The sequence below is a fragment of the Peribacillus sp. B2I2 genome, from assembly GCF_041261685.1.
In the GTDB taxonomy this organism is placed as follows: Bacteria; Bacillota; Bacilli; order Bacillales; family DSM-1321; genus Peribacillus.
Genome location: NZ_JBGCCB010000001.1, coordinates 4,450,650 through 4,476,622 on the forward strand (window position 1 = coordinate 4,450,650; position 25,973 = coordinate 4,476,622).

Sequence of the window (25,973 nt, forward strand, 5' to 3'; positions counted from 1 at the left end):
ACAACCCGATTCAAGAATCACTTTCCTTCTTTTGTTTATTTTTTTTAGTGTCACTAAAGTGAAAAATGTTCTTAATCGATGTTAACCCCTCATCATTCCAAAATAGGGCCCCTCCATTTGGGATGGCATATATATCCCTCTCCTTTGATAAAGGAATGAGTTCTTCATCCACAGAATCTTCATAATGGACTTCGACACTAAAGTCCACCAATCCAAGTCCTCTCAGTATTTGGGTTTCAGGATAATCCTCGTCTTTCGTTATAAGGCAATCCTTACAAAAAGCCAGCGCACCTGCACTAACACCGATCATTAAACCTTTGAATTCCTTTACCGTTTGTATCAAACCTTTATTGACCATACATTCCATTAATATTTCGGGTCTTCCTCCAGTGAAGTAAAGTACATCTTGAACTGATATATTTGCTTTCATTTCTTCATTGCCAAGTTCATCATTAAGAAGCTGAATATTCTCTACACCTATATCGTTGAATGATTTTTTAGCAGATTGAAACCATCCATCCCGTTTTGCATGTTCTGTAGCGAACGGAATGATCAAAACCCTGCTTTCCGGTTCAACATAAGTGGCTATCCGCTTCATTACCTCATCAAGTTCCCCTGTTAAAGGATTTCCTCCCCCAATAAAACAAAGATTCATATTTTTATCTCCTTCGTTCGTTATTTCCCGCTACCCTAACTTAAATGAGTTATATCTTTAAGAACTCTTCCATTCTTTTCATTACACCTTCTAGCATGGTAATCGACCTTGAAGTATTCAAAGGTTCACTATCCAAAGAATGATTAGCATAGAGGACTTTATCCATACTTATATTCGTTTTTGTTTCAATCATTTGAATTTTACCTGGAATATAATGATGATCTTTTTCTCCTATTATTATATGTACTGAATGGTGGCTACTTAATAACCCTTCAAAAATCGAATCGAACTTCAATAGTGGCGTAAGCAAAATCATTTTGGAATTCATAAACCGCTCACTTTTCATAATTCCGTTGATGATTGGTATGGTACCAAGTGATTTGCCCAAAAATACAGTTTCTTGATATTCATGATTTTGAAGAACTTCAGTTATGACGGGATTAATATCATTAACTATCACTTTTGTGATATCTACCAACGGATGCTTGAATATATCCTGGTCGTAAGAGTAATGAACATGCACGACATCATACTGAGTTTGAAGCATGATCATTGTCGAATAATAAAATAGCGGCTTCTCATACGTGTAACCCGCACCAGAAAACATAAAACAAACGGCTGGGCTTCCAGTTTCAATATGCGTGTATGTAATTTCTTTTTCATTACTATTTATTTTTCCTTGGTTAACCTTCATGATAGATTCCTCCCATTGAATCCATTCTATCGTCTGCTCTATATATTCATTAGCTACCCGCTGCATTCCTCCTTGATTGATACTTCTAGATAGAATCCAAGAATAAGGTTTCGTTTTTTACCGGGAATAGGTATACTTTAGCTGTCAGCCTATTTTTTGGAAGTTATTCTGTATTTCTGATGATCGATCAATCCATGCCTTAAAGGAGAGTGTGTAATGAAAATCAAAGCGTTATGTTTCATTCTTGTCCTGCTAGTCACTGGTTCCATGGGCTCGATTCATGCAAGTGCAAACGATCAAAAGGTGAAAGAACTGGATATCGGGGAGTCTTTCGATGGTGCGGAAGGCACGATGGTTCTCCAAAACTTAAAAAATGATAAAGTATTCATCTATAACAAACAGAGAAGTAAAGTACGCTACACTCCAGAATCGACATTCAAAGTGGCGAATGCATTAATCGGCTTACAGACAAAAGCGGTAAGCGATGAATATGAAGTGAAGCGCTGGGATGGCGTAATCAGGGAATTTGAAGATTGGAACAGGGATCATACGCTGGCTTCAGCCATGAGGCATTCTGTGATCTGGTATTATCAAGCAATGGCCCGCGATATAGGGGCGGAAAACATGCAGCAATATGTGAAACTAATCGATTACGGCAATCATGATATCTCCGGTGGAATCGATCAGTTCTGGCTGGACAGCAGCATAAAGATTTCTGCCCGGGAACAAGTCCGATTCATCGAAAACCTTGTAGAGGAAAAACTGCCTATCGATAAGCAGCATATGAGAACCGTTAAGAGAATCATGATCAATGAAGAAGCAGACTCATATGTCCTCCATGGAAAAACCGGTACACGCCTTTCCGATATGGGATTGGGCTGGTATGTGGGTTACATCGAAACGGACAAAGGCAAATGGGCTTTCGCCACCAACTTGGATGGCAGCGGAAGCAAAGCCAAAACGATTACACTGAATACCCTGAAAGAGTTGGAAATCATAAAAGAATAATAGTTCACGCATGCTCTTAATTCGGGCATGCGTTTTTACTTTATGAAACTTCACCTGAATTGTCAGCAAACACATTCAAAACTCTTCTAGACAAGCTACTATAGTCGTAATCATTTATACTCTTCCTTCCTCCAATTTTGAAAAATGAGAAATTATGAATTTCCCGTTTTTTTATATCGAATAGTTTTTTGTTCCATGTTCTCAATGCGCATCACGTGTTTATGCCTTGTTGACGATACGTGTTTATTTGATATAGTTTTAAAATAGTATTCAAGACTGACTAAATAAAGCAAAAAAACTGCATCATAATAAAATGGAGCTAAGGATTATTTGTTTGTAACGTTTATATAAACTCTGCATGAAATAAATAATGGGCCTTTAGCGAAAGGGGCACCTTCTGTGAAAACCATTCAAAGTCGCTTATTGTTAATGTTACTTCTTTTTATCATCTTACCGTATTTTCTATCAGTGTTTCTGATTTACAGCTATACAAAAAATAGTGTGGAGAGACATGAACTTGAAAATAGCCAAGAACAACTTCAGAATAACGCTGAAGAACTGGAGCAATACTTTGATGACATGATTAATCTTCCCTATCTATTATATCGAAATCCCGATTTATTCCGGATTTTCAAGAATGGTTTTGAAGACTCGATATACTTTAACCCGATTGCGATGGAAAAAAGTATAGAAACCTTTTATCTGATGCGAAACGAAATCCGTCAAGTACGGTTTTATATTGATAAGGATCAAGAATCGTTTACAGTTTATAATGCGACGGTCAGTGCCCGGAAACCTCAACCCGATTTATTAAATGAGGAACCGATAAAACACTTTTATAGCTCTGACTCTAATTACATGATTGAGCCGCCACATCAAATTCAAAATTACAATGACACAGCAATCATTCCCCAGTCGGACGACACGATGGTGATGACTTTTCACCATAAAATAGTCGATGTGCCTTCAAACGAATATCTCGGAATAATTACAATTGATATAGATTTGGATGCCTATGCCCGTATATGTAACAGCCTTATTCAAAAGGATGAAGAATCTGTAATACTTATGGATTCACATAACAATGTCATGTATGCAAATGATCGGTCCCTTATAGGAAAATCCGTTACTCCTGAATTTAAAAAGCAGATTACGGGTGAAGATATTATCTTAACCAAAACATTATCAGGAACTCTAAATCATTGGAAATTAGTTAAGATAACCCCTAATCATGTATTATTCGATGATGTCCGGAAGACTGCCTATACAAATATAATTGTTGGACTAATAGTCGGCTTGTTAGGGCTATTAATGATTGGTATTATTTCATACAGAATCACTCGTCCCATTAAACTTCTTAGCAAGAAAGTGAGAACAATAAAAGGTGGAAATATGGATGTCCCCTTTGATGATGGAAGAAAAGACGAAATTGGTGAGCTGGAAAAACATATGAAAGATATGATGAACCGAATCAATCTACACATTGAAAGAGAATATAAACTCGAAATAGAAAATAGAAAAAACCAATTCAGAGCATTAAAATCTCAGGTTAATCCGCATTTCTTATTTAATTCGTTACAATCTATTGGTGCAGTTGCCCTAAGATCTAATTCTCCAAGAGTTTACCATTTATTGACGTCACTATCTAAAATGATGCGCTACTCCATTAAGGCAAACCAATGGGTGTTGGTTCGAGATGAAATGAATTATATAGAAGCATACCTAAGCCTTCAAATGGAGCGTTTTGGAAACAATGTGAACTATTCTATTAAAATAAGCGAGACGATCCTTGATATGACGATTCCAAGTATGATTCTTCAGCCCCTCGTTGAAAACTTTTTTAAACACAGTTATGAAGAAGGTTTCTATCAGGCTCATTTAACTATTCATGGAGAAATACAAGGAGAATTTTTACACCTCATCGTTGAAAATTCGGGTCCTAGTTTGACTCAGGCGGAGCTTCGAATATTAAGAGAAAATATATACGCGTCCCCACATGAAAGCACATATTCACATAATCATATCGGTCTGAAAAATATTTATGACCGTTTAGTTCTAAATTATGGATCAAAAGCAGGCCTGGAAGTGGATACGTATCAAGGACAAGGATTTTCCGTTAAAATAGTGATTCCACTAGAATTTCCGCTTGCTAATGAATAGATTGCTTCGTAGCTATTCAAAAACGGACACTTTAACTCATTCATATAAGGAGATGAAATCTGTGAAAGCTTTAATTGTCGATGATGAGTTCAATGTACGTGACGTAATACGCCATTTGGGGCAGTGGGAAAAATACGGTATCACCCAACTATTAGAAGCGAGTAATGGCGATGATGCAAAAAGAATGATAGAGAAGGAAAGTCCGGAAATCATCTTTACAGACGTGAAAATGCCGGGAATGAGCGGTATGGAACTAATCGAGTGGCTAGATTCCATTTCTTATCCTGGTAAAGTGATTTTAATTTCGGGTTTTGACGACTATTCATTTATGCGTAAAGCAATTCAGTTTAGCAGCTTCGATTATTTGTTGAAACCGATTGAAGCTGATGCATTTAACAAAACACTGGAAGAAGCCGTTAAATCATGGGCGAATGAAGAAGAAGTTCGTGCTAATGAAGATACCGGTGTATATGAAGATGTTAAAAGGTATCGGGGTAATCAATTAGTTACTGCCGCTTGTATGGGGGAAAACTTCGACAAAAACGATATTGAGTCATATCTTCCAAAAGCAGACGGATACACTCTTACATTAATTTCCTTTTATCAAATGCACCATCCTGCCCCCTACATTCAGTTACTCGCTGACGAACTTGTTGAGCGGAAAATCGGAAATGTATTTGCGCTTCAGAATGATCATAATCTTTGTCTAGTGATCACCATACCTGACCATTGGTTATCCGTTGAAGAATGGATCAGCCATCAATTTGATATTCCTGTCCGCCTTGTTTGTGGCGAGCCCTTGGAATCATTGGGGGATATCCACAATTCCTTTAAGTCATTACAAAAAGCAATGAAAAATCAAAACTTCAGATCCATCCACCGTTTGGATGACTTGGATGTTGCACGTCGCATAGAGGACATCGTTTCATATGTTGAAAAATATTACATGGAAGAATTGAGTTTAGAAAAACTATCGAATGTATTCTTCTTAAGTCGCGAACATATCTCAAGAAAGTTCAAACAAAAAACCGGAATGCTCCTGTCCAAATACGTCACTAAACTTAGAACTGACCAAGCAAAACGCTGGTTAAGAGAAACCGAAAAAAGCATTTACTCCATCTCTTTAATGCTCGGCTATCAGGATGAGAAATACTTTTCAAAACTATTCAAAAAAGTGGTTGGCATGACACCATTCGAGTACCGAAACGGTGAAAAGAATGCAGATCAGAAGTAAATAATTCACCTTAATTAGAAAATTGCAGGGGTGACATGATGAAAAAAGAGATACTAAACATATTTTTAATCGGAATATTGAGCCTATCACTTTGTGCATGTCAAACAAAGACTGAGAGCGGAACAAAAAAACCGAAAATTTCAGAGCGAAAAATCACTTTGAATGTAAGGAATCCGAAGGTTGAAATTTCTACGCAGTTCGAACAAATGGTGATTGCTTATGAAAAAGAAAATCCAAATGTAGATATAAAGGTTCACACGGTTGGCGGGGCTATGGATAACCTTGCTGATTTGAAAGCAAAAATGGCCACTGGCAATGGTCCTGATATTTTCACAAACAGCGGATACGAAAATGCCAAACAGTGGAGTGAATATTTAGAGGATCTTTCTGACCAACCCTGGGTTGAACATGCATATGAAGATGCATTAACCCCTATGAAATTCGATGGGAAAATTCATGGGATGCCGATTAATCTGGAAGGGTACGGATTCATCTATAATAAGGATATATTTAATAAGGAAGGAATCGATGAATTACCCAAAACGCTGACTGAATTAATAGCAGTGGCTGAAAAATTGCAAAAAGCAGGAGTTACTCCTTTTGCAACTGGATATTATGAAGAGTGGAAATTGGGTGACCACTTAATGAATGTCGGTTTTACAGAGCAAGAAGATCCACCGGCTTTTATAAAAGGCCTAAATGATGGAACTGAAAAAATATATAATAATCAAAAATTCAATGATCTAATCAATTTGCTGGATGTAACATTAAAGTATGGAAACAATAACCCGCTAACAACCGATTACAACATGGAAGTGAATCTATTCACTTCAGAAAATGCAGCGATTATTCAACAAGGAAACTGGATACAGCCGATGATCGATCAACAATCACCGAATATGAACATCGGATTTATGCCAATACCAATAAATGATCAACCTAAGAAGGAAGCCTTGATGGTCGGCGTACCGAATTATTGGGTTGTAAACAAACAAACCACACCAGAAAAGAAGAAAGAAGCGAAGAGATTTTTAAATTGGATGGTTTCTTCCGAACAAGGCAAAATGTTTTTGACAGAACGCTTTAAATTCATTCCTGCTTTCACTAACATTGAAGCTGACAATTTAGGACCTCTTGCTGATGAAACGATTCAGTATTATAAAGAAGGAAAAACGTTACACTCAAACTGGTATGATTTCCCTGTCGGAATAAGAGAAGAATTTGGGGCTGCCATGCAGCTATATGTAGGAAACAAGCTTAGTCGTGGTCAATTACTGCACGAGTTTCAGAGGTCATGGGAAAGGGCTTCCAGCGAATAAAATAGGACTTCTGTACACTTCTTGCCTCCTTTGTTGGGGCATTTTTTTGTACGGCGAAAACTACGATATCAATATAAGACTAAATTCTAATCAATATATGACATATCCATAGAATTAAGACTAACCTATAATTTTATTAGTACTTCAAACAGGCGGGACTGTTACTCCCAAAAAGTAATCGTTCCACTAGACTTTATTTTTATATACTAATAAACATTCTAGGAGGAAGGCATATGAACCTTAACAGGCTTGCCAAACAAGCAACAGTAATAACACTTAGTACAGTTATCTTATTAGGAGGCAGTCGCTCAGAAACTTTCGCGGCACCAAAAGACCCATTAGATCACAATGAAAAGTATGGCACTTCACAAATCACTCGTTACGACATGCAAAAAATGATTAATCAACAAGGCGATGCAAAGTTTACAGTTCCCAAGTTTGACGAATCAACAATAAAAAACATTCCCTCAGCAAAAAAGTATGACAAATCAGGAAATTTAATTGATATGGATGTATGGGATACCTGGCCATTACAAAACGCTGATGGTACAGTGGCAGAATATAAGGGCTATCATATCGTATTCGGATTGGCTGGAGACCCTCAAAATGGTAGTGACACGTTCATTTACTTGTTCTACAAAAAAGTTGGAGAAACATCCATTGATGCTTGGAAAAATGCTGGCAGAGTATTTGATGATAATGATAAAAATGTTCCAAATGATCCTTATTTAAAAAATCAAGCAGAAGAGTGGTCCGGTTCTGCAACCTTCACGTCTGATGGAGAAGTTCGCTTATTCTATACAAATCGCGGACAGTTTTCACCAGATTCCAAGCAATACGGTAAACAAACATTAACAACGGCTCAAATAAACTTATCTGAGTCAGGTGCTGGTACATTGCAAGTGGATGGCGTAGAAGATTTCAAGTCCATCTATGAAGGCGGAGACAGCAAGTTTTATCAATCACATGATAAGGCTTTCGCTGATGAAAATTTTAGTGATAATCATACATTCAGAGATCCTCACTATATTGAAGATAAGGGTCGTAAATACCTTGTTTTTGAAGCGAATACTGGGACTGAATATGGTTACCAAGGAGAAGAATCCCTTTACAACAGGGCCTACTATGGCAACAGCAATAAATTCTTCCAAGCTGAAAAGGATAAACTTCTGCAAAGCTCTAAAAAAGGTTTAGCTGAATTAGCAAATGGTGCAATTGGCATCATTGAAATAAACGATGATTATACATTAAAAAACGAAATGAAACCCATGATTGTTTCGAATACAGTCACAGATGAAATTGAACGTCCTAACATATTTAAAAAGGACGGAAAATGGTATTTATTCACAAGTACAAGAGGATCAAAAATGACCATTGATGGAATTGATGATAAAGATATTTACATGTTAGGCTACGTGGCAAATTCTTTAACTGGCCCATACAAACCGTTAAATAAAACCGGAATTGTCTTACATCAAGATCTTGATCCTTATGATATTACTTGGACATACGCTCACTATGCAATCCCACAACCGGAAAGCGATAATGTAGTTATCACAAGTTACATGACAAATAGAGGTTATTTTAAAGACCATAAATCTACCTTTGCCCCAAGTTTTTCACTTAACATTAAAGGGCCAAATACAGCTGTGATAGAAGATAGTATTCAGGAACAGGGTCAACTAACGAATAACCAATAATTTAATGTTCATCCTAATTTTTACAAAATAAATCAAAAAAGAAAATGTCTATAAAATTGGCATTTTCTTTTTTTGATTAGCGTGGTGATTTACTTGGACAAAATAGTTTTTACTAAGAAAGGTTTTAAGAGGTTGGCTCTATTAATACTTGGATTATTCATTGCCGGATTATTAGTCTTTTTAGTCAAATCAACTTTACCAGTTAAGCATAAAGAGGAATCGTATCGAGCTAACTACCATTTCACTGTACCTGACAAGTGGAAAAACGATCCTCAGAAGCCGATTTTCATAGATGGTGAGTACCATTACTTTTACCTCTATAATGGGGATTATCCGGATGGAAATGGAACAGAATGGCGTCATTCAACCTCAAAGGACTTGGTGCATTGGAGCGATCAAGGGATAGCCATTCCGAAATATACCAATGATAATGGAGATCCATGGTCGGGATCAGTCGTTGTAGACAAGGAAAATACGGCAGGCTTTGGAAAAGATGCTCTTGTGGCAATTGTTACGCAGCCCTCCAAGGATGGCGTTAAACAGGAACAATTTCTATGGTATAGTACGGACAACGGTAAAACATTTACCTCCTACAGTGATGATCCCATCATCTCAAATCCAGGAACGAAAGATTTTAGAGATCCAAAAATCATCTGGGATGACAGTGATCATAAATGGATTATGGTCATGGCTGAGGGAACAAAAATAGGTTTTTATAAGTCTGACAACCTAAAAGATTGGCAGTATATGAGCGGTTTTGTCACGAAAAACATAGGTATTGTAGAGTGCCCGGACCTTTATTTGTTACGGGCGGATGATGGGACTCTAAAATGGGTACTTGGTGTCAGTGCTAATGGGCAATCGAATGGTAAACCAAACACATACGCCTATTGGACTGGAAGCTTTGATGGAATGGAATTCTTCCCAGATTACAATAAACCGCAATGGTTGGATTATGGCTTCGATTGGTATGGTGGAGTTACATTTGAAGATGGGACAGAAAGCGATAAATACAACAAACGGTATGCTCTCGCTTGGATGAATAATTGGGCCTATGCCGATAATACTCCGACCCTGAAAGAGGGCTTTAATGGAATGGATTCCATCGTTCGCCAAATCGGGCTAAAACATGCGGGCAACAACCAATATTATTTATCTTCACAACCTATCGAAGCATTGAAAGAATTGACGAGTTCAACGGATTCCTATGAACAAATTGAAGTGAATGGTTCCAAAACACTAGATGTAAAAGGTGATGTATATCAATTGGAGACGGATATCAATTGGTCAGACCTAAACAATGTAGGCTTAAGGCTTCGAGAATCAGCAGATCGAACACGCCACATTGACGTAGGAATTTTTGTAGAAGAAAACTACTCTTATGTCAATCGAAATTTCACCGAACACCCTGACGAAAGTAATCAATATATTAAAAGCATTGCTCCATATGATGCTAGCAAGAAACATGTTCACTTAAAGATCCTCATTGATAAAACAAGTATTGAGGTGTTTGTGGATGATGGAAAGATTGCACATTCAAATTTAATATTCCCTGAATTTGATGATAAAGGAATATCCCTCTTCTCAGAGGGAGGCAAAGCGGTCTTTCATAATATTAAGATCAAACACCTCGGTTCGATTAATTGAACACCATTTATGAATGGCGATACTATGAGGGTATACTTTGACCACAATTCACCATGTCTTCCCTACTCTTCAATAAGGAGTAATAACGAAAAGCCGGATTCAACAAGTATTGAAATCCGGCTTCTCGCTATGGCTGAGAGGCTTCTGTCCCTCCCTCTCCATTGTGTCTTCATGAATCTATTTGTATTTGAGTTACTTCTACTTGTAACCTTCCTGACTACTACCGTATTCATTTATAGCCATGGTGAATCAAGAAGATAGTTGATTAGAAATAAGGGCATCTGCCAAAAGCAGATGCCTTAATTTTCGTGAATTGATCTTTCTTGATAAGGGTCATGTTAACCCTATCTCCCGTTTTCTTTTCTGTTTTAATACCGCAGGCTTCGGAACCTGCTGGGAGAGTACCGTACATTCATCAAAAGCAAATTGTTTACACCCTTTACAACGGTTCTCATCCAGTTTGGATAAAGCTTCATTAATGGCATCACCCGTATTGGAAAAGAACTGTTCTTCACCAACCAGTTTAATAAAACCGGTTTTTTCGAGCATTTCTTTAGGTTCCTGTTGAATCCCGGAAATCAACACTTGTAGTTTGTGGGACTTGAATTGCTTCACAATGTCGGTGAGAAGTGCTTCTCCCGAAGTATCAATGAATGACACATTGCTCATTCTTAATAGGAGGATTTTTGGTTTAGAACGCATCATTTCCTCGATTTCTTCTTGCAACCTTTCGATTGAACCAAAGAATAAAGGTCCTTCTATCGTATAAATGTTTATCTGCGGGCAGCTTGAACCTTGTTGCACCATTTCCGGTTTAACTAGTTTATCAGCTGGATCTGGTAAAACCTTTGTTAATTTCAGTGTACCGCTCATTAGTTTAACAAAAGATAGAATAGCTAATAGTAAACCGATCCCAACACCTGTTGTCAGGTCAATCAAAACTGTTAACAAGAAGGTGACGATCAATACGACCGAATCCATGGTTTTTGCTTTTAAGATATGCGAAAATTCTTGGCGTTCGCTCATGTTCCATGCGACAAACATAAGAACGGGAGCCATGCTTGCCAAAGGAATGGCAGAAGCATAAGGAGCTAAACTGACTAACACCAGCAATACCACCAACCCATGTATCACACCTGATATGGGGGAAACTGCACCGTTTTTAATATTCGTTGCGGTACGGGCGATGGCACCTGTAGCCGGAATGCCTCCAAATAATGGCGTAATCATATTGGTCAATCCTTGCCCCATCAGCTCTTTATTGCTGTTATGTTTACTGTTGGTCATGCCGTCTGCCACTACAGCGGATAATAGTGATTCAATTCCTCCAAGCATGGCAATGACCAAAGCAGCCGGAAGGAGTTCAATCACTAGGCTGCCAGTGATATGGGGGAACTGAAAATGGGGCAAGGCATTAGGGATGGCGCCATAAGCCGATCCAATGGTCGCTACCTGATCAGGAAAGAAAAAGGTGGCGACTAGAGTTGATACAATCAATCCCAGCAAGGCTCCAGGGATTTTCGGTAAATATTTTGGAGTTAATATGACGAGAGTTAAACTTATGATAGCCACCAGTACACTGTAGATATTAACTGTATTGAAGTTCAATAAGATTTTCTTTCATGTTTAAAAGAAAGGCTTCTTCTTTTTTTAAGTTACTGAGTCCAAAGAAATTGGCAATCTGGCCAGAAAAGATAATCACAGCAATTCCAGCAGTAAATCCGATGGTAACTGGACGCGGTATGAACTTGATGAATCTCCCCAGTTTGAACACACCTAATAGAAAAATCATGATACCTGCCAAGAAACCGGCGATTAACAGTTTTTCATATCCATACTGCATGACCACTCCCAACAAGATCGGGACAAAGGCTCCAGTCGGGCCTGCAATTTGATATCTCGATCCGCCTAAAAGGGAGACCATGATTCCAGCTATGATTGATGTGTACAGTCCGTATTCTGGTCTTACCCCTGAAGCAATGGCAAAAGCCATCGCTAAAGGAATTGCTACAATCCCAACTACCACACCGGCAACCAGGTCTTTCTGAAAATGGCCAAAGTTGTATCCTTCAAGCCTGCTAGAACCCATCATTTTATCGCCCCTTCTTTTATTGAATATGTATTTCATCCTTGTTGACAACGTTGCTATATCCATCTATGATTCGATCCAATTTACCGGTTTCGGGATGGATGACCATACCGTGAACGGCAATGGAATCCGGTAATAAGGGATGGTTTTTGATCAAACGGACACTATTAGTAACACTCTCCTCCACACATTGAAAACCTGACAGCCATTTTGTTAAATCAATACCAGAGTTTGTTAGGATATCAATATGCTCCTGACTGACTTTCTTCTGCTTTGCGGCATCAAGAAGTGAAGAGGATTGAAGCCCCACCATACCGCATCCGTGATGTCCGATCACGCATACTTCCTCCGCTTTCAGCTCATAAATAGCGACAAGGACACTGCGCATAATGCTGCCAAAGGGGTGAGAAACAATAGCTCCTGCGTTTTTAATGATTTTCGCATCTCCATTTTTTAAACCCAACGCCTTTGGAAGCAATTCCAATAGACGGGTATCCATACACGTTATAATGACGATCTTTTTATCTGGATACTTTGTCGTTTGAAACTCTGTATATTTGTTTTGATCGACAAACGTCTTGTTATAATCCAAAATACTCGAAATGATTGACATTCATCATTCTCCTTTCCGTTGCAATTCTTTGTTAAATTGTTATAGAAGGTAATGTTTTAAAAAAGGGGTAAGTACAATGATCCAGATGCTTTTCATCCAATGATCTTATTTGGCTTCGTTTTACATGGATGAAACCTTCTTTTAAGCTAATTCCATGTTAAAGTTATTAAATTAGAGTTAAATGATAGAAGGATTAGAAAATGGTGAGAATTATTACAATTTCTTCTCTTTTGTTTTGCATTTCCCTTACTCAACAAAAAAGGGTGATACCCATTAGACATCTAATTGGTATCACCCTTTTTTATTTTAGCGGAAAGGAAAATTGAAATGTGATGGGAAACATCTCTTAGTTTTTCTCAGTTTTGAGCAAACTGTTTTATTTAGAGTCATCATTATCATCCACATCAGCATCATCATCTTCCCATGTAACTGTTTTTACCTCTTTTGTGTAACCGTCCACTTGGACAACTGCGTCACGATCATCTTCCAATTCAACTTCGACCAAATAATACGGTGTCTGATTCGGGGGTTGATAAAATTCTGTATCATCACCTGTTCCTTTTACATGTTTTTCGGCAATCGCAATTGCTTCGTTTTCTGTAATGATACTATCTGCTACCTTTTTTGAGTCAATAATGGTTCCTGTATATGGGTCGAGTATTAATGTGGTTTTTTCATTATTCTTATTTACAACTGCTTTATAATAGGAGTTGTCTTTTTCCTGCACAAAATCAATTTGTTCCAGATCACCTTTTGCGGAAATACGTTCCTTTATTTCTTTTTGAGTTAGTTGCTTCGTCGTTTCTTCAGTTGCATGATCTGAAGTTTCTTCAGCTAACCTCTTCCTTTTTATGGAATTAACTTCCCCACTTTCTGCATCCATCCTAATTTGATATACCCCAGTTTCAAGCTGCATTTCAATCTGATATTCTTCACCATCATTTTTCGTTGTCTTAATAATGGTTCCAGGATATTTATCCTTTGCTATCTGGTTCACTTCTTCTATAGTCAAGTTTTCCGCGGATAATGATGGAGCCCACCATTGAAATCCGACAAATGAAAGCAGACCAAACACGACAATTAACCCAACTGGTACCAGCCATCTTCTACTCTTCATCGTATCACCCATCCAACTTCATTCTGGCTTAATTAAATCTTGGTAAAATGAGAACTCGATAAGAATTCACCCATTCTTTTATTTAAATCTCTTTCAGTAAAGGGACTTAAGTAAATAAAAGAGTGACGATTGTTCCCTTGCCTTCGAGACTATCCATTTCAATCCGTACGTCAATTGCCTCAGCAATTTCCTTTGCCATGGAAAGCCCTAATCCTGATCCGCCTTGCTTTCGGCTTCTTGCTTCATCTACACGATAAAAGCGATCGAACACTTTTGGCAATTCAGCCTTTGGGATTCCGTCCCCTCTGTCTTCGATGCGGATATATGCTTCATTACCTGTTTTTCCTATGTAGACTGAGATATGCTCGTCACTATACTTTCTTGCATTGTCCAAAAAAATGAACAAAAGCTGTTTTAACTTTTGAACGTCCGTTAATGTTTCAATTGCATCGTTGCTATGAATCTCCACTGTTCGATCGTACGCATTTTTATACACTTTTGCTAAATCTGCCATGATATCAGTCAGATTTACGTTTTCCTTCACAATATTCCATTTTTCCTGATGCTTTGCAAGCAGGAGCAATTGCTCTGTCATCTCTCTCATTCTAATGGCCTCAGAATGAATGGCCTCTACTGATTCATCAAACAAATCAGGACGCTTTAAACCCCTTCTTTGCAAAAGACTCGCATAGCTTTCGATGACAGTTAGCGGTGTTTTTAATTCATGTGAAGCATTTGATACGAATTGTTCCTGTTTCTCGAAGTTAGCCTGTAACAAATCGATCATGTGATTAAAGGTTTTCCCCATTTCCACAAGTTCATCTTTTGAATTTTCTTCTAGGCTGAGTCGCTTAAATTGGCCACTTGTTTGAATCTCTTTCATCGTTTCAATCATCAAGCGAATCGGACGAGCAATGAAATTACTGAGAATACTGCTTGATATCAGAACAGGAATCATGGCGATGACCGTTACAGCAATTAATACAATGCGAAGAACAGCGAGCATTTCTTCTGTTGCTTGAATGCTTTTGGTGATTTGAAGATTAACTACACTTCCATCCCCCCAAACGATCGGGTTTGAAACGAACACATACTTTTTCTGATCAAAAGTGATGATTGCGCTCTCCTCACCTGGGTAAAAGCTGCTAGGTCGATTGCATAACTGTTTTTCAGAATTGGATGTAACAACTGTTCCTTGCCTTTGACCCTCTATTACAATACCAACCATGCCATCTATAGGCACATAGGCACGTAGTAGATCATTTGGTGAAATACGATTTACATTTTCACTAACATCAAATGCCATTTTCTCTGTCTCCGCTTTCGCACGATTAAGTTCATTCATCATCACCTGTTTACTGAAAACAAAATAAATGGAAACATTCATCAAAAGCAGCAGGAAAATGAATAACACCGTTGTATATAAATTTATTTTCCTTCGAAGTCTCATTTGGCTTCCTTTATGACGTAGCCAACGCCTCTTACAGTATGAATAAGTGGCGCATCAAAGCCATATTCGAGCTTTTTTCGAACATATCGGATATACACATCCACTACGTTTGTTTCTCCATAGAAATCATACCCCCAGACCGCTTCCAGAATTTGATCCCGGTTTAGCACTTGACGCTTATTCTTCAGTAAATAAAGAAGTAAATCATACTCCTTTGGGGTTAGGTCAATTTCATTTTCGCCTCTGATGACTTCGCGCGTTTTGACATTTAACCTTAAATCAGCAGTATTTAGCCATTCATCGCCGTCATCTTCCATTAAAGGTGCTGCAGTTCGCATTCTTAAAACCGCACGGATTCGAGCAAGCAATTCCTCAATTTGGAAGGGTTTTGTAATGTAGTCATTCGCGCCGAGATCAAGACCAGAAACTTTATCTTCAACCGACCCCTTTGCCGTTAACAGGATGACAGGTGTAAAGGTGTTTTTCGTACGAATTTTACGAAGAAGCTCGATTCCGCTAATGCCTGGAAGCATGACATCCAATAAGATCAAATCCCATTTTCCTGATCCATATACTTCAAGTGCTTCATTCCCGTCCATTGCCTTTCCGATTCGGTAGCCTTCGATTTCAAGCTCTAATTCAAGCAGTCTCAAAATTTTCTCTTCGTCTTCTACGATTAATATTGATTCTTTATTCATATGGAATGCCTCCTTTTGGGGGGATTTTTTTGTAGGACTTTTTATTTTGCGTAAGAAAAATAGGATCACGAGATTAATAGCGAAGCTAAGTTCAATAAGAAAAAGGCTGCCTCAGCAACCTTACTATTTGAAGCAAAGCACCTGTTAGAATGTTAGGTTATTAAAGGAACCATTCACCTTGAGCAATTTTCACTACTTTACCTCCTACATGAACGTTGATTTTCCCGGTATCATACCCTGCTTTTAAAAACAACAAAGAAGGCCTTCCGATTTCGTATCCTTGTTCTACGCGAACGTTTATTTCACTATTTTCAAAATACCGGTATTTAACTAAGTAAGAAGCTAAACATCCATTAGAACTGCCAGTAGCTGCATCTTCAGGGATACCATAAAAATCTGCAAAGTCTCGAACATTTAAATCATTTTTCGAATTATACGTTTCTGGAGAAAAAACCATAATGGCTTTTGCCTCAGTATGTTCAATTAACTCAAAATATTTTTCTCTATTCACCTTTACTTTTTTAACGGCATCCAATGATTTTAATGGGACAACAATCACTGGTAGTCCAGTCGAAACTTCCTGAATGGGAAATCTATCATCTATGTTTTCTTTATGTATATTTAAAACTTCAGAAATTTTATTTTCATCTAAAATCCGGCCGAAAGTCGGTTCATTTTGTTTCATCCATATAAGTTCTTCCTGATTATTGAATGATACTGTTATCTGACCACCTTTAAAGTTTAAAATAATGTTTTCCGATGGTTCATCCAATACTTCGTTTTGAATGATGTATGCAGTTCCTAAAGTCGGATGGCCAGCAAAAGGAACCTCTTCATTAGGTGTGAAAATCCGGACATCATAACCGCCATCAATTTTTGAATCAGACAAGATAAAGGTAGTTTCTGAAAAATTAATTTCTTTGGCTATTTGTTGCATTTCATTATCCGGAACATTTCCAGCGTTTTTAAAAACCGCGAGTTGATTTCCTGTATATTTTCCATTTGAAAACACATCAACAATAGAATAATTAATCCTCTCCATAAGACTCCCCCTCATTTACTTGTTAGTTATTTAAACGAATGTCCCAATTATTGCATTTAAATTTTTAAAATTACAGTCGCTATTTGCCCAGTTAGCTCCATAAAAAAAAGAGCTGCCTGAGCAACTCTCATGTTAAAAGCCCTATATCTATTCCACTAAAAATAATTTGGGATTTCATAGGATATGGAGTCCATATCCTTTTCATTCGAATAATACATACAAATACTATCCTCATATTTTTGCTTAGTGGAAGGGAGTTCAATAAAGTTCAATTTTTTATAAAATGCCGTTCCAATATCGCTATATAGGAAAAAATCAGTACAATTCATCCTCTGCTCTAAATCGTTTATCACTTTCTGGATCAATAACGATGCATATCCTTTTTTCCTCAAATGCATCGGGGTGGCAATTGAACCGATCCCTCTGACAATCAAGGCTTCCGAGGGATTTAATTCATATACAATCAAGGAACTTAATAGCTCTTTTGTAGCCGTTTCTTCTAAAACATGCCATTTACCTTTTTTATATTTACTGGAATTCCGACACATCGTTATATATTCGTTAGCTGCCATTTTGTCTCCCCAAACATCATGGCCCATCATATACACAGCTTCCATATCCCCGCTTGTTGCTTCTCTCATTATTTTCAAATTATCTGCTCCTTATGTACCATCCAACCTATATAAAATAATCCACATTATACATAATCACTAAGGCTAACAGAAGCTGAACTATTGTAATGACATGTTCTTTTGCGTTTTTCAAGTACTTCCATTCCAAGAACAACTGAAAACCAGTTAATACAATTAAAAAGGATATCAGATACAACTTCATGACATATGGGTCCTCTGTAACAAAGGGGATAGTACATAAATAAATGGATGCAATGATGGCTCTTCCCCACCGATCCACTTTCTTACCAGGGGTATCGGCTATCTTTTTCTTATCTACACCAAACCATTTCCTTAAAAATTTATCTATGAAGAGAGAAAAACTAATAAAAATAATGAAGATCCACACAATTCCCACTAAAACTACATCCCTTTCACCAACCATTTTATCTATATTTTACCATAATTAGATATGGTCTTATTAACCGAATCAGCCATTTAAGCACATAAGAAAAAGAGCTGCAAGAGCCCCCCTTGTTTTGTTATGAACTTCAAATCTATATCCCAATGATGAACAAAGACCCCCATTAAGATCTTTAGGTAAAAACTAATTCTATATTAAGAAACTCAGAATGACGGTAAAGAGAACTAATAGCGAGACAACAAGACACATATACCCCACGAATCCTTTACGATCCTTTTGAAGATCGGTAATTCCAATCACCAGCATCATTAACCCCAGGAAAAACATGCTGTATGGTAACAACTTATCATTCCCGGTAATTAGCTGTGTAGCTGATAAAGCAAAAACAATGATTCCTAAGATGATTCTAGCTATATTCAAGAATATTCCCCCTTTAACCCAATCCACTAACTATATCCTAATTATACCATTTTGTGAAAGGTGAGCTTTCAGACAGAGGGTCTTTTTTATATGATTACCGAAATAATTTTAGTTAAAAAGCACAAAATAATATCTGAAATTTCACACTTCTTCTAATGATTCCTAAATCCGAATCTTATATACTTTATTTATGTTAGCTTTTATTACATTATGCGGTATGTCATATAACACTATGAATGGGAGTTGAGTGTAAATTGTCTACATATCTAGAAAGTCATGCTTTGGAAGAAACGGAGTTTAACCATACTGCGGATTTGGATGAATCTCTGAAGCCTAAAACAAAAGAAGATAGGACGGTTGGCCCGATATCCTATATATTCATGTGGATTGGAGACGGCGTCAATTTAGGGAATATGACACTAGGGGCCAGCTTGGTTGTAGCGGGAACCGCAACGTTGAACATCATTCAGACGTTTGCTGCAGCTGCCATCGCCATCGCCATCATTTCCATAATTTTCGCTTTAAATGATAGGATCGGATACAGGACCGGAATTCCCTATGTTGTTCAGCTCAGAATGTCCTTCGGGATGGGAGGCTCCATCATATCATCACTTTTGCGCGGAATTCCGGCCATCATCTGGTACGGTTTTCAAAGTTGGATCGGTGGTACTGCCTTAAACGAAATCGTGAAGATCATGACGGGTGGCGCTTTTGATAATGCCGTCATTTGCTTTGTCGCGATTCAACTGGTGCAAATTGCGCTTTCGCTGTACGGCTTCCATGCCATCAAATGGGTGGAAATGCTTGCATCCATCGTTATCATGCTAGCGCTTGTCTATGTATTTGGTATTCTCCTTACATCACATAGCGAGGTCATCGCGGAAAAATGGGTGCATGCCGAAGGATCATGGGGCTTGCCGTTCTTTGCTTTCATCATGATGTTTTTGGGGAATTATGCGGCTATCTTTTTAAGCGCAGGGGACTATTCAAGAGAGCTTAAGTCTGGCATCAGTGATGCAAAACGAGGTTTTTTGTACTTTTCGCCCATTTTAATAGCCTATGGATTCGTACTGACAATCGGTGTAATGCTTGCTACCGCTACCGGCATATCCAATCCCGTTAAGGCGTTTGCAATAGTGGTGGACAATCCTTATATCACTGTAGGCGTTTCTGCATTTATCGTAATAGGTGCGATTGCCGTAAATATGGTCGCCAACATTATTCCGCCAACCTATGTCATTACTTTACTTACAAAGTTGAAATATAAGATTGCCGTTATCATAACCGGACTTCTTGCCTTTTGCTCATTCCCTTGGGTGCTTGTACAGGATTCTTCGGCGAAGGGGCTCGGTATGTTCATTCTGATTTATTCCGCTTTTTTAGGCCCGATCGTTTCGATTTTATTAGTCGAATATTATATATTAAGAAAGCAAAAAATGAATGTTGCCGATTTATACAGAGAAGACGGACCATTTGCAGGATATAATCCATGCGCACTGCTCGCCATGCTTATCGGCGCCGGTGCCGCCTTTATAAAAGTGGAGCTTGCCTGGATCATCGGCGTTGTTGTGGCAGGCATTGCCTATATTATTCTGATGAAGTTCGCCTTTAAGGATTCAAGATTCAAAAAAGGTACGATATTCGGGAATGAAAGTTAATTTGTAGACGCAATCAACATTCATATGACAGCCCAAAAAGGGATACTGCTCAAAATGGTAGTATCCCTTTTTTTAAGGAAGGTTGGTTTCATGAATGATACGTTTGACCATTTTTGTAAGTGAATGTGTAGTTTCCTTCTTTTTTCAATAGAACCGGTAAGTACTGTGCGACCATTTCAGCAATTCCGAGATTCTCTGGATGGAGGATCCACTCAATCGATTTCCATTCCAGAATACCTTCCCGCGTTTTTTTCGGTGTTTCATATATTAAATCTGCATCCACTTCATACAAATACACATATATCCCATCCAGTTCACCTTCTGAAGTCTCCCAAGTTACCGTTCCCTTAGAAAAAAAGGGCTCTACTCCAATGTCCGTTTCCTCAAACACCTCACGCCGTGCACCTATATCAGGTGTTTCACCGTTCTCGATTTTGCCCCCTACCCCGTTCCATACACCCATAATTGGAGCCTTCTCCCGATTGAGCATGAGTATTTCATTATCTTTCTTAACAAAACAAACTGTATACTTAAACATTATATAAAGTAACCCCTTTATCGTTAGTTTAACCCCACCACATCGCCGTGACGAATGTTGACCATAGAGAGCGTCATCTGCCTCCACTATTAACACACCCTCAAATTTTAACAATGAATAAAGAATCCGTAAACGTCCGTCCTCCCTCAATGGATGTTGTACTCCCCATTTGCAAACCAACTCTTCTATTTTTGCGAAAAACAGCTTATTTCACTCGTGAGTTTGATCGTTTGAGCTGTTTACTCGTGAATTTGCGTGTTTACTCGCGAGTTTGCGTGTTTTACTCGTGAGTTCGTGCTGTTTACTCGTGAGTTTTGCTGTTTTACTCGTGAATTTGTGCTGTTTACTCGCGAATTCGTACTTTACTCGTGAGTTTTGCGGTTTTACTCGTGAGTTTGCGTGTTTTACTCGTGAGTTCGTGCTGTTTACTCGTGAGTTTGCGTGTTTTACTCGTGAATTTGTGCTGTTTACTCGCGAGTTTGCGTATTTTACTCGTGAGTTCGTACTTTACTCGTAAGTTTGCGCTTTACTCGTGAATTTGTGCTGTTTTACTCGCGAGTTCGTACTTTACTCGTAAGTTTGCGCTTTACTCGTGAATTTGAGCTGTTTACTCGTGAGTTTGCGTGTTTACTCGCGAATTTGTGCTGTTTACTCGTGAGTTTGCGTGTTTTACTCGTGAATTTGTGCTGTTTACTCGTGAATTTTGCTGTTTACTCGTGAGTTTTGCGGTTTTACTCGTGAGTTTTGCGGTTTTACTCGTGAGTTCGTGCTGTTTACTCGTGAGTTTTGCTGTTTACTCGTGAGTTTGAGCTGTTTACTCGTGAGTTTTGCTGTTTACTCGTGAGTTTGAGCTGTTTACTCGTGAATTTGTGCACTTTACTCGTGAGTTTTGCTGTTTTACTCGTGAATTTACGCACTTTACTCGTGAGTTTTACGTGTTTTACTCGTGAATTTGTGCTTTTTACTCGTGAGTTCGTACTTTACTCGTGAATTTACGCACTTTACTCGTGAGTTTTGCGGTTTTACTCGTGAATTTGCGTGTTTTACTCGTGAGTTCGTGCTGTTTACTCGTGAGTTCGTACTTTACTCGTGAGTTTACGCACTTTACTCGTGAGTTTTGCTGTTTTACTCGCGAGTTCGTACTTTACTCGTAAGTTTGCACTTTACTCGCGAGTTTGCGTGTTTTACTCGTGAGTTCGTGCTGTTTACTCGTGAGTTTTGCTGTTTTACTCGTGAATTTGTGCTGTTTACTCGTGAGTTCGCGTGTTTACTCGCGAGTTTGCGTGTTTTACTCGTGAGTTCGTGCTGTTTACTCGTGAGTTTACGCACTTTACTCGTGAGTTTTGCTGTTTTACTCGTGAATTTGTGCTGTTTACTCGTGAATTTGTGCTGTTTACTCGTGAGTTTTGCTGTTTTACTCGTGAATTTGCGTGTTTTACTCGTGAGTTTGCGTGTTTTACTCGTGAGTTCGTGCTGTTTACTCGTGAGTTTTGCTTTTTTACTCGTGAGTTCGTGCTATTTACTCGCGAATTCGTACTTTACTCGTGAGTTTGCGTGTTTTACTCGTGAGTTTGAGCTATTTACTCGTGAATTAGTGCTGTTTACTCGTGAACTCATATATCATTGCCACACAAGAAAAGCAGCGATTCTCTTGGAATCGCTGCTCCCTCCTATTTATGCTCCTGCCCAAACATCTTTTGCATATCTGCCATTCTCCTCTAATGATTGCAGCCATTCCGTGGCTTCTTCTTGAGGTTTTTGATAGAAATGCATATAGCTGTCGATTAATGTTCGTTCAACATCGGGTGCCATTTTACCTCCGTCTCCGCAGATGTATAGGTGCCCTCCTCCTTCTTTTAATAAAGGAAGTATGTCATGAGCGTTTTCCGCTAATCGGTTCTGGACATACGTTTTTTCTTGGCCGGGACATCTTGAGAAAGCGGTGTGCAGTGTTACAAGTCCCTCTTGTTCGGCTTGCACGAGTTCTTCTTGATAGAGGAAGTCGTGTTCCGGATTACGGCATCCAAAGTAAAGGTGGGCAGCCCCTAGCGTTTCACCTTTTTCCTTCAGAACGCGACGAGCCTGAATGAATCCTCTGAATGGTGCAATTCCTGTTCCAGGGCCAATCATGATGATTGGTTTTCCTGTTTGCTCTGGAAGTTGGAAATTGGATTGCGGCGTATTGATAAAGCAGGCTACCTTGTCGCCTAAGGAGCGTTCTGCCAAATAATTCGATGCAATTCCTTTGTATTCCCCGTTGCCGCTCAAAGCTTCCCCGCGGACAACGCTGACGGTGATGCTTGCTTCTCCTTCCTTGTGAAGAGGAGAGCTTGAAATAGAGTAGTATCTTGCTTTTAAAGGTGGCAGTAAAGCCAAGAAACGTTCAAATGGGATTTCACATGCAAGATACTTTTCTATAAGATCAAGCATGGTTATGCGCTTGTTCAGGATTTCTTGTTTATAGGTCCTGTCCTCAAGTAGTTCTTCAAGTTCTTTTACATGTGGAGGACATACCGTGTAAGTGGCAAGCGCCCGAATTTGAGACCGGGTGGCGGGTTCTTGGAACTCCACATGGTTTGATAGTAACTCCTCGAGTTTTACTGGTTTTCCTGTAGGAAGATGGGCAGCTTTTCCCGAATCCCCAGTCAGATTCACGTAATCTTGGCCGTTTAGGTTAAATCGACTGAGCACTCGCTCGACAAGTTCCGGTGGATTTTGTGGAAGAACCCCGAGATGATCACCTTCCTGATAATGTGTTCCCTCTGGCAAAGTTAACTCTATATGCCGTGTACTTCTTCCGCTTTCCACATGTTGTAATTCGTAATTCCTTTTTAAAATGGCTGTAAAAGCATGATGGGTGCGGGCTAGTGGCGTTCCGCTCACATCGCTTACGAAGTTCATCGTAATCGAGCTGACTACCCGATCATTCATATTCACTTCAATGTTAAGGGTTTCGGCAAGATTCGGCCAAAGGGCTTCTGTCCATTTCTCGTAATCACCTTCAAAGTCATCACTTGCATCTCCATAGCCTGTTTCTGACAGCCGCACCGCTCCTTTTTGTTCCAGCTGCTCATCAATGAAACGTGGAATGCGTTGGTACGTATTGGCCCAATTGCGGTCCCCGCATCCGAAGATGGCATAGTGAACACCATCCAATGTGTCATCCTGACTTTCCTTCAGCCATGAAACAAAGTCACCCGCATTATCAGGGGGATTTCCATTATAAGATGCCGAGACGATGAGAACAGCCCCTTCTCGAGGTAGCCGATCCGTGTAATCATTCAAAGGAGCAATCTCGGCATTGAAGCCTTGCCGCTTTCCTGATTCAGCAAGGTCACGAGCAATCCCTTCCGCTGTTCCCATGTTTGATCCAAACAGGACAAGTAATGGTGTACCATGTGCTGATTCGATTGAAGATGCCGTGGCTCCTTTGTCCGCAGACTTTGGTTCTGGAGAAGAAACGGTAAACGACATCTCCGGCTTCCTCGGAGAAACGCGCATGGTCATCCCGTCCGGTTTGAGAGTCAACGTTTCTTTAACATCCAATTGATATTCTTCATGATCAATCAAGTCAAAGTGCTGTAAAACCATGCCAAGCACCAGTGTCGCTTCATGAAGGGCAAACTGCTGTCCGATACAGGCGCGCTGCCCGTTTCCAAACGGTTTATAAGCATGATAAGGGATGGAATCCAAATCCTCGAACCGCTCAGGAATGAACGATTCAACGTCATCACCCCAAACGGATGGATCACGGTGAAGCTCAGGAATAAGTAGCGAGAACACATCGCCTTTCTTCACCTTGTATTTTCCGCCCAGCATGGTATCTTCTTTAGCATAAACGGAAAATGCCGGAGCTGTCGGCCACATACGAAGCGTTTCATTCAGCACCATCCGGACATATTTCAGCTTTTTCACTTGTTTGTAATCAGGAACATCATCACCAAGCACTTCATCGACTTCCTGCTGCGCTTTTTTCAACTTGTCCCTGTTATTCATCAGGAAATAGATGGCGAACGATAGGAGACCGCTCGTCGTTTCATGCCCGGCTATTAAGAAGGTAATGATTTGAAAACGAATATTTTCAACATCCAGGGAAATGCCCGTTTCAGGATCGACTCCCTTCAACATATGGGAAAGAAGATCATCTTCTCCTTGATCGCCATTTTGTTTTCGTTCAGCAATCATTTCATCCACTAGAGAGAACATATATTGAATGTCTTCCCTGAATTGTTTTTTAGACTTGATCATCAGTTTATCTTGGATGCCAAGTCGCTGCGTTTGGCTCATCGCTTCATCCAACGCACGCACCATACTGGTGACAAAAGGATGGGTGGTCTCCCGATAAAAACTGTTAAAGCGGTAATTGAACCCGCAGAGTCCGATCGTATCCAAGGTCAATCGTGTCATATCTTCAGGAACATCTATCTCATCAGCCGGATTCAGGCGAGCCCATTTTTGAATGAGTTGGGTTGCAAGATCCACCATTTTAGCATGGTAGCCCTTCATTGCCTGCTGGCTAAAGCTGGGCAGCAGGATGTTATGGGCTTTTTTCCAATTCGGCTCCGTGGTTTCACTTGTGAAGAGTCCATCGCCGCCGAACGCTCTCACTTTTTGTAGGGCAGGTCCAACTTTCTTATCAAACCTTGCTTCATCACAAATTTCTTTAGCGAGGTCAGCACTGGATACGAATGTAGCGATGCGACCAGGAAATTGAAATTGAAAAACCGGCCCAAGTTCCCGTGCCAGCTTCATGAAAGACTGAAGCGGCTTATCCTTATCAATGATAGGCAGGCTGCCTAGGGGTCCGTAAGTTTTTGGCTGTGGAAACTGAGTTGTATTTTCCATTTTATAAGCACCTCTTTTAATAGTTTAGAATGCGGAATGAACATTCATTCA

General features: G+C 39.3%; 24 protein-coding genes and 1 pseudogene. 12 read left to right on the forward strand and 13 right to left on the reverse strand.

Translation table 11 applies throughout. The annotated features are described in order from the left end of the window. Positions 1 to 10 precede the first annotated feature (10 nt). Entirely contained in the window at positions 11 to 655 is a 645-nt protein-coding gene (locus tag ABIE66_RS22085) for a Type 1 glutamine amidotransferase-like domain-containing protein (RefSeq protein WP_370016300.1), read from the reverse strand. Positions 656 to 704: 49 nt separating this feature from the next. Next, on the reverse strand, positions 705 to 1,349 hold the full coding sequence (locus ABIE66_RS22090; RefSeq protein ID WP_370016301.1) for an alpha/beta hydrolase: 645 nt from the start codon (positions 1,347 to 1,349) through the stop codon (positions 705 to 707). A gap of 216 nt (positions 1,350 to 1,565) precedes the next feature. Here ABIE66_RS22090 and blaOXA point away from each other — a divergent pair, with 216 nt between their 5' ends. From blaOXA to ABIE66_RS22120, 6 genes are all read left to right on the forward strand, one after another. Continuing rightward, positions 1,566 to 2,357, forward strand: coding sequence for a class D beta-lactamase (gene blaOXA / locus ABIE66_RS22095; protein ID WP_370016302.1), 792 nt, complete (start codon positions 1,566 to 1,568; stop codon positions 2,355 to 2,357). Positions 2,358 to 2,756: 399 nt separating this feature from the next. Next, positions 2,757 to 4,517 (forward strand): cache domain-containing sensor histidine kinase, encoded by a 1,761-nt coding sequence (locus ABIE66_RS22100; RefSeq protein ID WP_370016303.1) that lies wholly within the window; start codon positions 2,757 to 2,759, stop codon positions 4,515 to 4,517. Between the two features lie 61 nt (positions 4,518 to 4,578). Beyond that, positions 4,579 to 5,751, forward strand: a complete 1,173-nt coding sequence (locus tag ABIE66_RS22105; RefSeq protein WP_370016304.1) for a response regulator transcription factor — start codon at positions 4,579 to 4,581, stop codon at positions 5,749 to 5,751. A 38-nt stretch (positions 5,752 to 5,789) separates the two neighbouring features. Beyond that, positions 5,790 to 7,070, forward strand: a complete 1,281-nt coding sequence (locus ABIE66_RS22110) for an ABC transporter substrate-binding protein (protein ID WP_370016305.1) — start codon at positions 5,790 to 5,792, stop codon at positions 7,068 to 7,070. A 233-nt stretch (positions 7,071 to 7,303) separates the two neighbouring features. Further along, the gene (locus ABIE66_RS22115; protein ID WP_370016306.1) at positions 7,304 to 8,770 is read left to right on the forward strand and encodes a glycoside hydrolase family 68 protein; all 1,467 of its coding nucleotides are present in this window, start codon (positions 7,304 to 7,306) and stop codon (positions 8,768 to 8,770) included. 132 nt (positions 8,771 to 8,902) lie between these two features. Beyond that, entirely contained in the window at positions 8,903 to 10,417 is a 1,515-nt protein-coding gene (locus ABIE66_RS22120) for a glycoside hydrolase family 32 protein (protein WP_370016307.1), read from the forward strand. A 333-nt stretch (positions 10,418 to 10,750) separates the two neighbouring features. On the opposite strand, the pseudogene ABIE66_RS22125 reads toward ABIE66_RS22120, so the two are convergent. The 9 genes and pseudogenes from ABIE66_RS22125 to ABIE66_RS22165 form a co-directional block, all read right to left on the reverse strand. Further along, positions 10,751 to 12,509: pseudogene (locus ABIE66_RS22125) on the reverse strand (SulP family inorganic anion transporter). 16 nt (positions 12,510 to 12,525) lie between these two features. Beyond that, a complete protein-coding gene (locus tag ABIE66_RS22130; RefSeq protein WP_289326340.1) occupies positions 12,526 to 13,119 on the reverse strand; it encodes a beta-class carbonic anhydrase in 594 nt (197 codons plus the stop codon). Positions 13,120 to 13,495: 376 nt separating this feature from the next. Beyond that, on the reverse strand, positions 13,496 to 14,236 hold the full coding sequence (locus ABIE66_RS22135; RefSeq protein ID WP_370016308.1) for a PepSY domain-containing protein: 741 nt from the start codon (positions 14,234 to 14,236) through the stop codon (positions 13,496 to 13,498). A 106-nt stretch (positions 14,237 to 14,342) separates the two neighbouring features. Beyond that, positions 14,343 to 15,686, reverse strand: a complete 1,344-nt coding sequence (locus tag ABIE66_RS22140; RefSeq protein WP_370016309.1) for a sensor histidine kinase — start codon at positions 15,684 to 15,686, stop codon at positions 14,343 to 14,345. Continuing rightward, positions 15,683 to 16,384, reverse strand: a complete 702-nt coding sequence (locus tag ABIE66_RS22145; RefSeq protein ID WP_289326343.1) for a response regulator transcription factor — start codon at positions 16,382 to 16,384, stop codon at positions 15,683 to 15,685. Before ABIE66_RS22145 ends, ABIE66_RS22140 begins: the two co-directional genes overlap by 4 nt. A gap of 160 nt (positions 16,385 to 16,544) precedes the next feature. Then, positions 16,545 to 17,426: a PhzF family phenazine biosynthesis protein gene (locus ABIE66_RS22150; RefSeq protein ID WP_370016310.1), complete on the reverse strand. Its 882-nt coding sequence runs from the start codon at positions 17,424 to 17,426 to the stop codon at positions 16,545 to 16,547. 155 nt (positions 17,427 to 17,581) lie between these two features. Continuing rightward, positions 17,582 to 18,076 (reverse strand): hypothetical protein, encoded by a 495-nt coding sequence (locus ABIE66_RS22155; protein ID WP_289334354.1) that lies wholly within the window; start codon positions 18,074 to 18,076, stop codon positions 17,582 to 17,584. 28 nt (positions 18,077 to 18,104) lie between these two features. Continuing rightward, positions 18,105 to 18,455 carry a DUF4181 domain-containing protein gene (locus ABIE66_RS22160; protein WP_370016311.1) on the reverse strand — a complete coding sequence of 117 codons (351 nt, stop codon included), beginning with the start codon at positions 18,453 to 18,455 and terminating at the stop codon, positions 18,105 to 18,107. Between the two features lie 195 nt (positions 18,456 to 18,650). Continuing rightward, on the reverse strand, positions 18,651 to 18,881 hold the full coding sequence (locus ABIE66_RS22165; RefSeq protein WP_370016312.1) for a DUF3953 domain-containing protein: 231 nt from the start codon (positions 18,879 to 18,881) through the stop codon (positions 18,651 to 18,653). 254 nt (positions 18,882 to 19,135) lie between these two features. Between ABIE66_RS22165 and ABIE66_RS22170 the strand changes: the two genes are divergently transcribed. Continuing rightward, entirely contained in the window at positions 19,136 to 20,539 is a 1,404-nt protein-coding gene (locus tag ABIE66_RS22170) for an NCS1 family transporter (protein WP_370016313.1), read from the forward strand. Between the two features lie 88 nt (positions 20,540 to 20,627). On the opposite strand, the gene ABIE66_RS22175 is transcribed toward ABIE66_RS22170, so the two are convergent. Continuing rightward, positions 20,628 to 21,077 (reverse strand): NUDIX hydrolase, encoded by a 450-nt coding sequence (locus tag ABIE66_RS22175; RefSeq protein WP_370016314.1) that lies wholly within the window; start codon positions 21,075 to 21,077, stop codon positions 20,628 to 20,630. A gap of 368 nt (positions 21,078 to 21,445) precedes the next feature. Between ABIE66_RS22175 and ABIE66_RS22180 the strand changes: the two genes are divergently transcribed. The 5 genes from ABIE66_RS22180 (at position 21,446) to ABIE66_RS22200 (ending at position 22,830) form a co-directional block, all read left to right on the forward strand. Further along, complete coding sequence (locus ABIE66_RS22180) at positions 21,446 to 21,613, forward strand: hypothetical protein (protein ID WP_370016315.1); 168 nt, start codon at positions 21,446 to 21,448, stop codon at positions 21,611 to 21,613. Between the two features lie 87 nt (positions 21,614 to 21,700). Then, entirely contained in the window at positions 21,701 to 21,880 is a 180-nt protein-coding gene (locus tag ABIE66_RS22185) for a hypothetical protein (protein WP_370016316.1), read from the forward strand. After that, on the forward strand, positions 21,864 to 22,067 hold the full coding sequence (locus ABIE66_RS22190) for a hypothetical protein (RefSeq protein ID WP_370016317.1): 204 nt from the start codon (positions 21,864 to 21,866) through the stop codon (positions 22,065 to 22,067). Before ABIE66_RS22185 ends, ABIE66_RS22190 begins: the two co-directional genes overlap by 17 nt. Then, positions 22,064 to 22,231 (forward strand): hypothetical protein, encoded by a 168-nt coding sequence (locus ABIE66_RS22195; protein ID WP_370016318.1) that lies wholly within the window; start codon positions 22,064 to 22,066, stop codon positions 22,229 to 22,231. Before ABIE66_RS22190 ends, ABIE66_RS22195 begins: the two co-directional genes overlap by 4 nt. Then, on the forward strand, positions 22,195 to 22,830 hold the full coding sequence (locus tag ABIE66_RS22200) for a hypothetical protein (protein WP_370016319.1): 636 nt from the start codon (positions 22,195 to 22,197) through the stop codon (positions 22,828 to 22,830). Before ABIE66_RS22195 ends, ABIE66_RS22200 begins: the two co-directional genes overlap by 37 nt. On the opposite strand, the gene ABIE66_RS22205 is transcribed toward ABIE66_RS22200, so the two are convergent. Then, on the reverse strand, positions 22,752 to 25,922 hold the full coding sequence (locus ABIE66_RS22205) for a bifunctional cytochrome P450/NADPH--P450 reductase (RefSeq protein ID WP_370016320.1): 3,171 nt from the start codon (positions 25,920 to 25,922) through the stop codon (positions 22,752 to 22,754). The two genes, ABIE66_RS22200 and ABIE66_RS22205, sit on opposite strands and share 79 nt — an antisense overlap. Between the last annotated feature and the right edge of the window lie 51 nt (positions 25,923 to 25,973).

What these genes read in the sequence shown, in the direction of transcription:
- ABIE66_RS22085 (WP_370016300.1), bottom strand. Translation starts at nt 655, where the DNA reads ATGAATCTTTGTTTTATTGGGGGAGGAAATCCTTTAACAGGGGAACTT.
- ABIE66_RS22090 (WP_370016301.1), bottom strand. Translation starts at nt 1,349, where the DNA reads ATGAAGGTTAACCAAGGAAAAATAAATAGTAATGAAAAAGAAATTACA.
- blaOXA (WP_370016302.1), top strand. Translation starts at nt 1,566, where the DNA reads ATGAAAATCAAAGCGTTATGTTTCATTCTTGTCCTGCTAGTCACTGGT.
- ABIE66_RS22110 (WP_370016305.1), top strand. Translation starts at nt 5,790, where the DNA reads ATGAAAAAAGAGATACTAAACATATTTTTAATCGGAATATTGAGCCTA.
- ABIE66_RS22115 (WP_370016306.1), top strand. Translation starts at nt 7,304, where the DNA reads ATGAACCTTAACAGGCTTGCCAAACAAGCAACAGTAATAACACTTAGT.
- ABIE66_RS22130 (WP_289326340.1), bottom strand. Translation starts at nt 13,119, where the DNA reads ATGTCAATCATTTCGAGTATTTTGGATTATAACAAGACGTTTGTCGAT.
- ABIE66_RS22135 (WP_370016308.1), bottom strand. Translation starts at nt 14,236, where the DNA reads ATGAAGAGTAGAAGATGGCTGGTACCAGTTGGGTTAATTGTCGTGTTT.
- ABIE66_RS22140 (WP_370016309.1), bottom strand. Translation starts at nt 15,686, where the DNA reads ATGAGACTTCGAAGGAAAATAAATTTATATACAACGGTGTTATTCATT.
- ABIE66_RS22145 (WP_289326343.1), bottom strand. Translation starts at nt 16,384, where the DNA reads ATGAATAAAGAATCAATATTAATCGTAGAAGACGAAGAGAAAATTTTG.
- ABIE66_RS22150 (WP_370016310.1), bottom strand. Translation starts at nt 17,426, where the DNA reads ATGGAGAGGATTAATTATTCTATTGTTGATGTGTTTTCAAATGGAAAA.
- ABIE66_RS22175 (WP_370016314.1), bottom strand. Translation starts at nt 21,077, where the DNA reads ATGTTTAAGTATACAGTTTGTTTTGTTAAGAAAGATAATGAAATACTC.
- ABIE66_RS22205 (WP_370016320.1), bottom strand. Translation starts at nt 25,922, where the DNA reads ATGGAAAATACAACTCAGTTTCCACAGCCAAAAACTTACGGACCCCTA.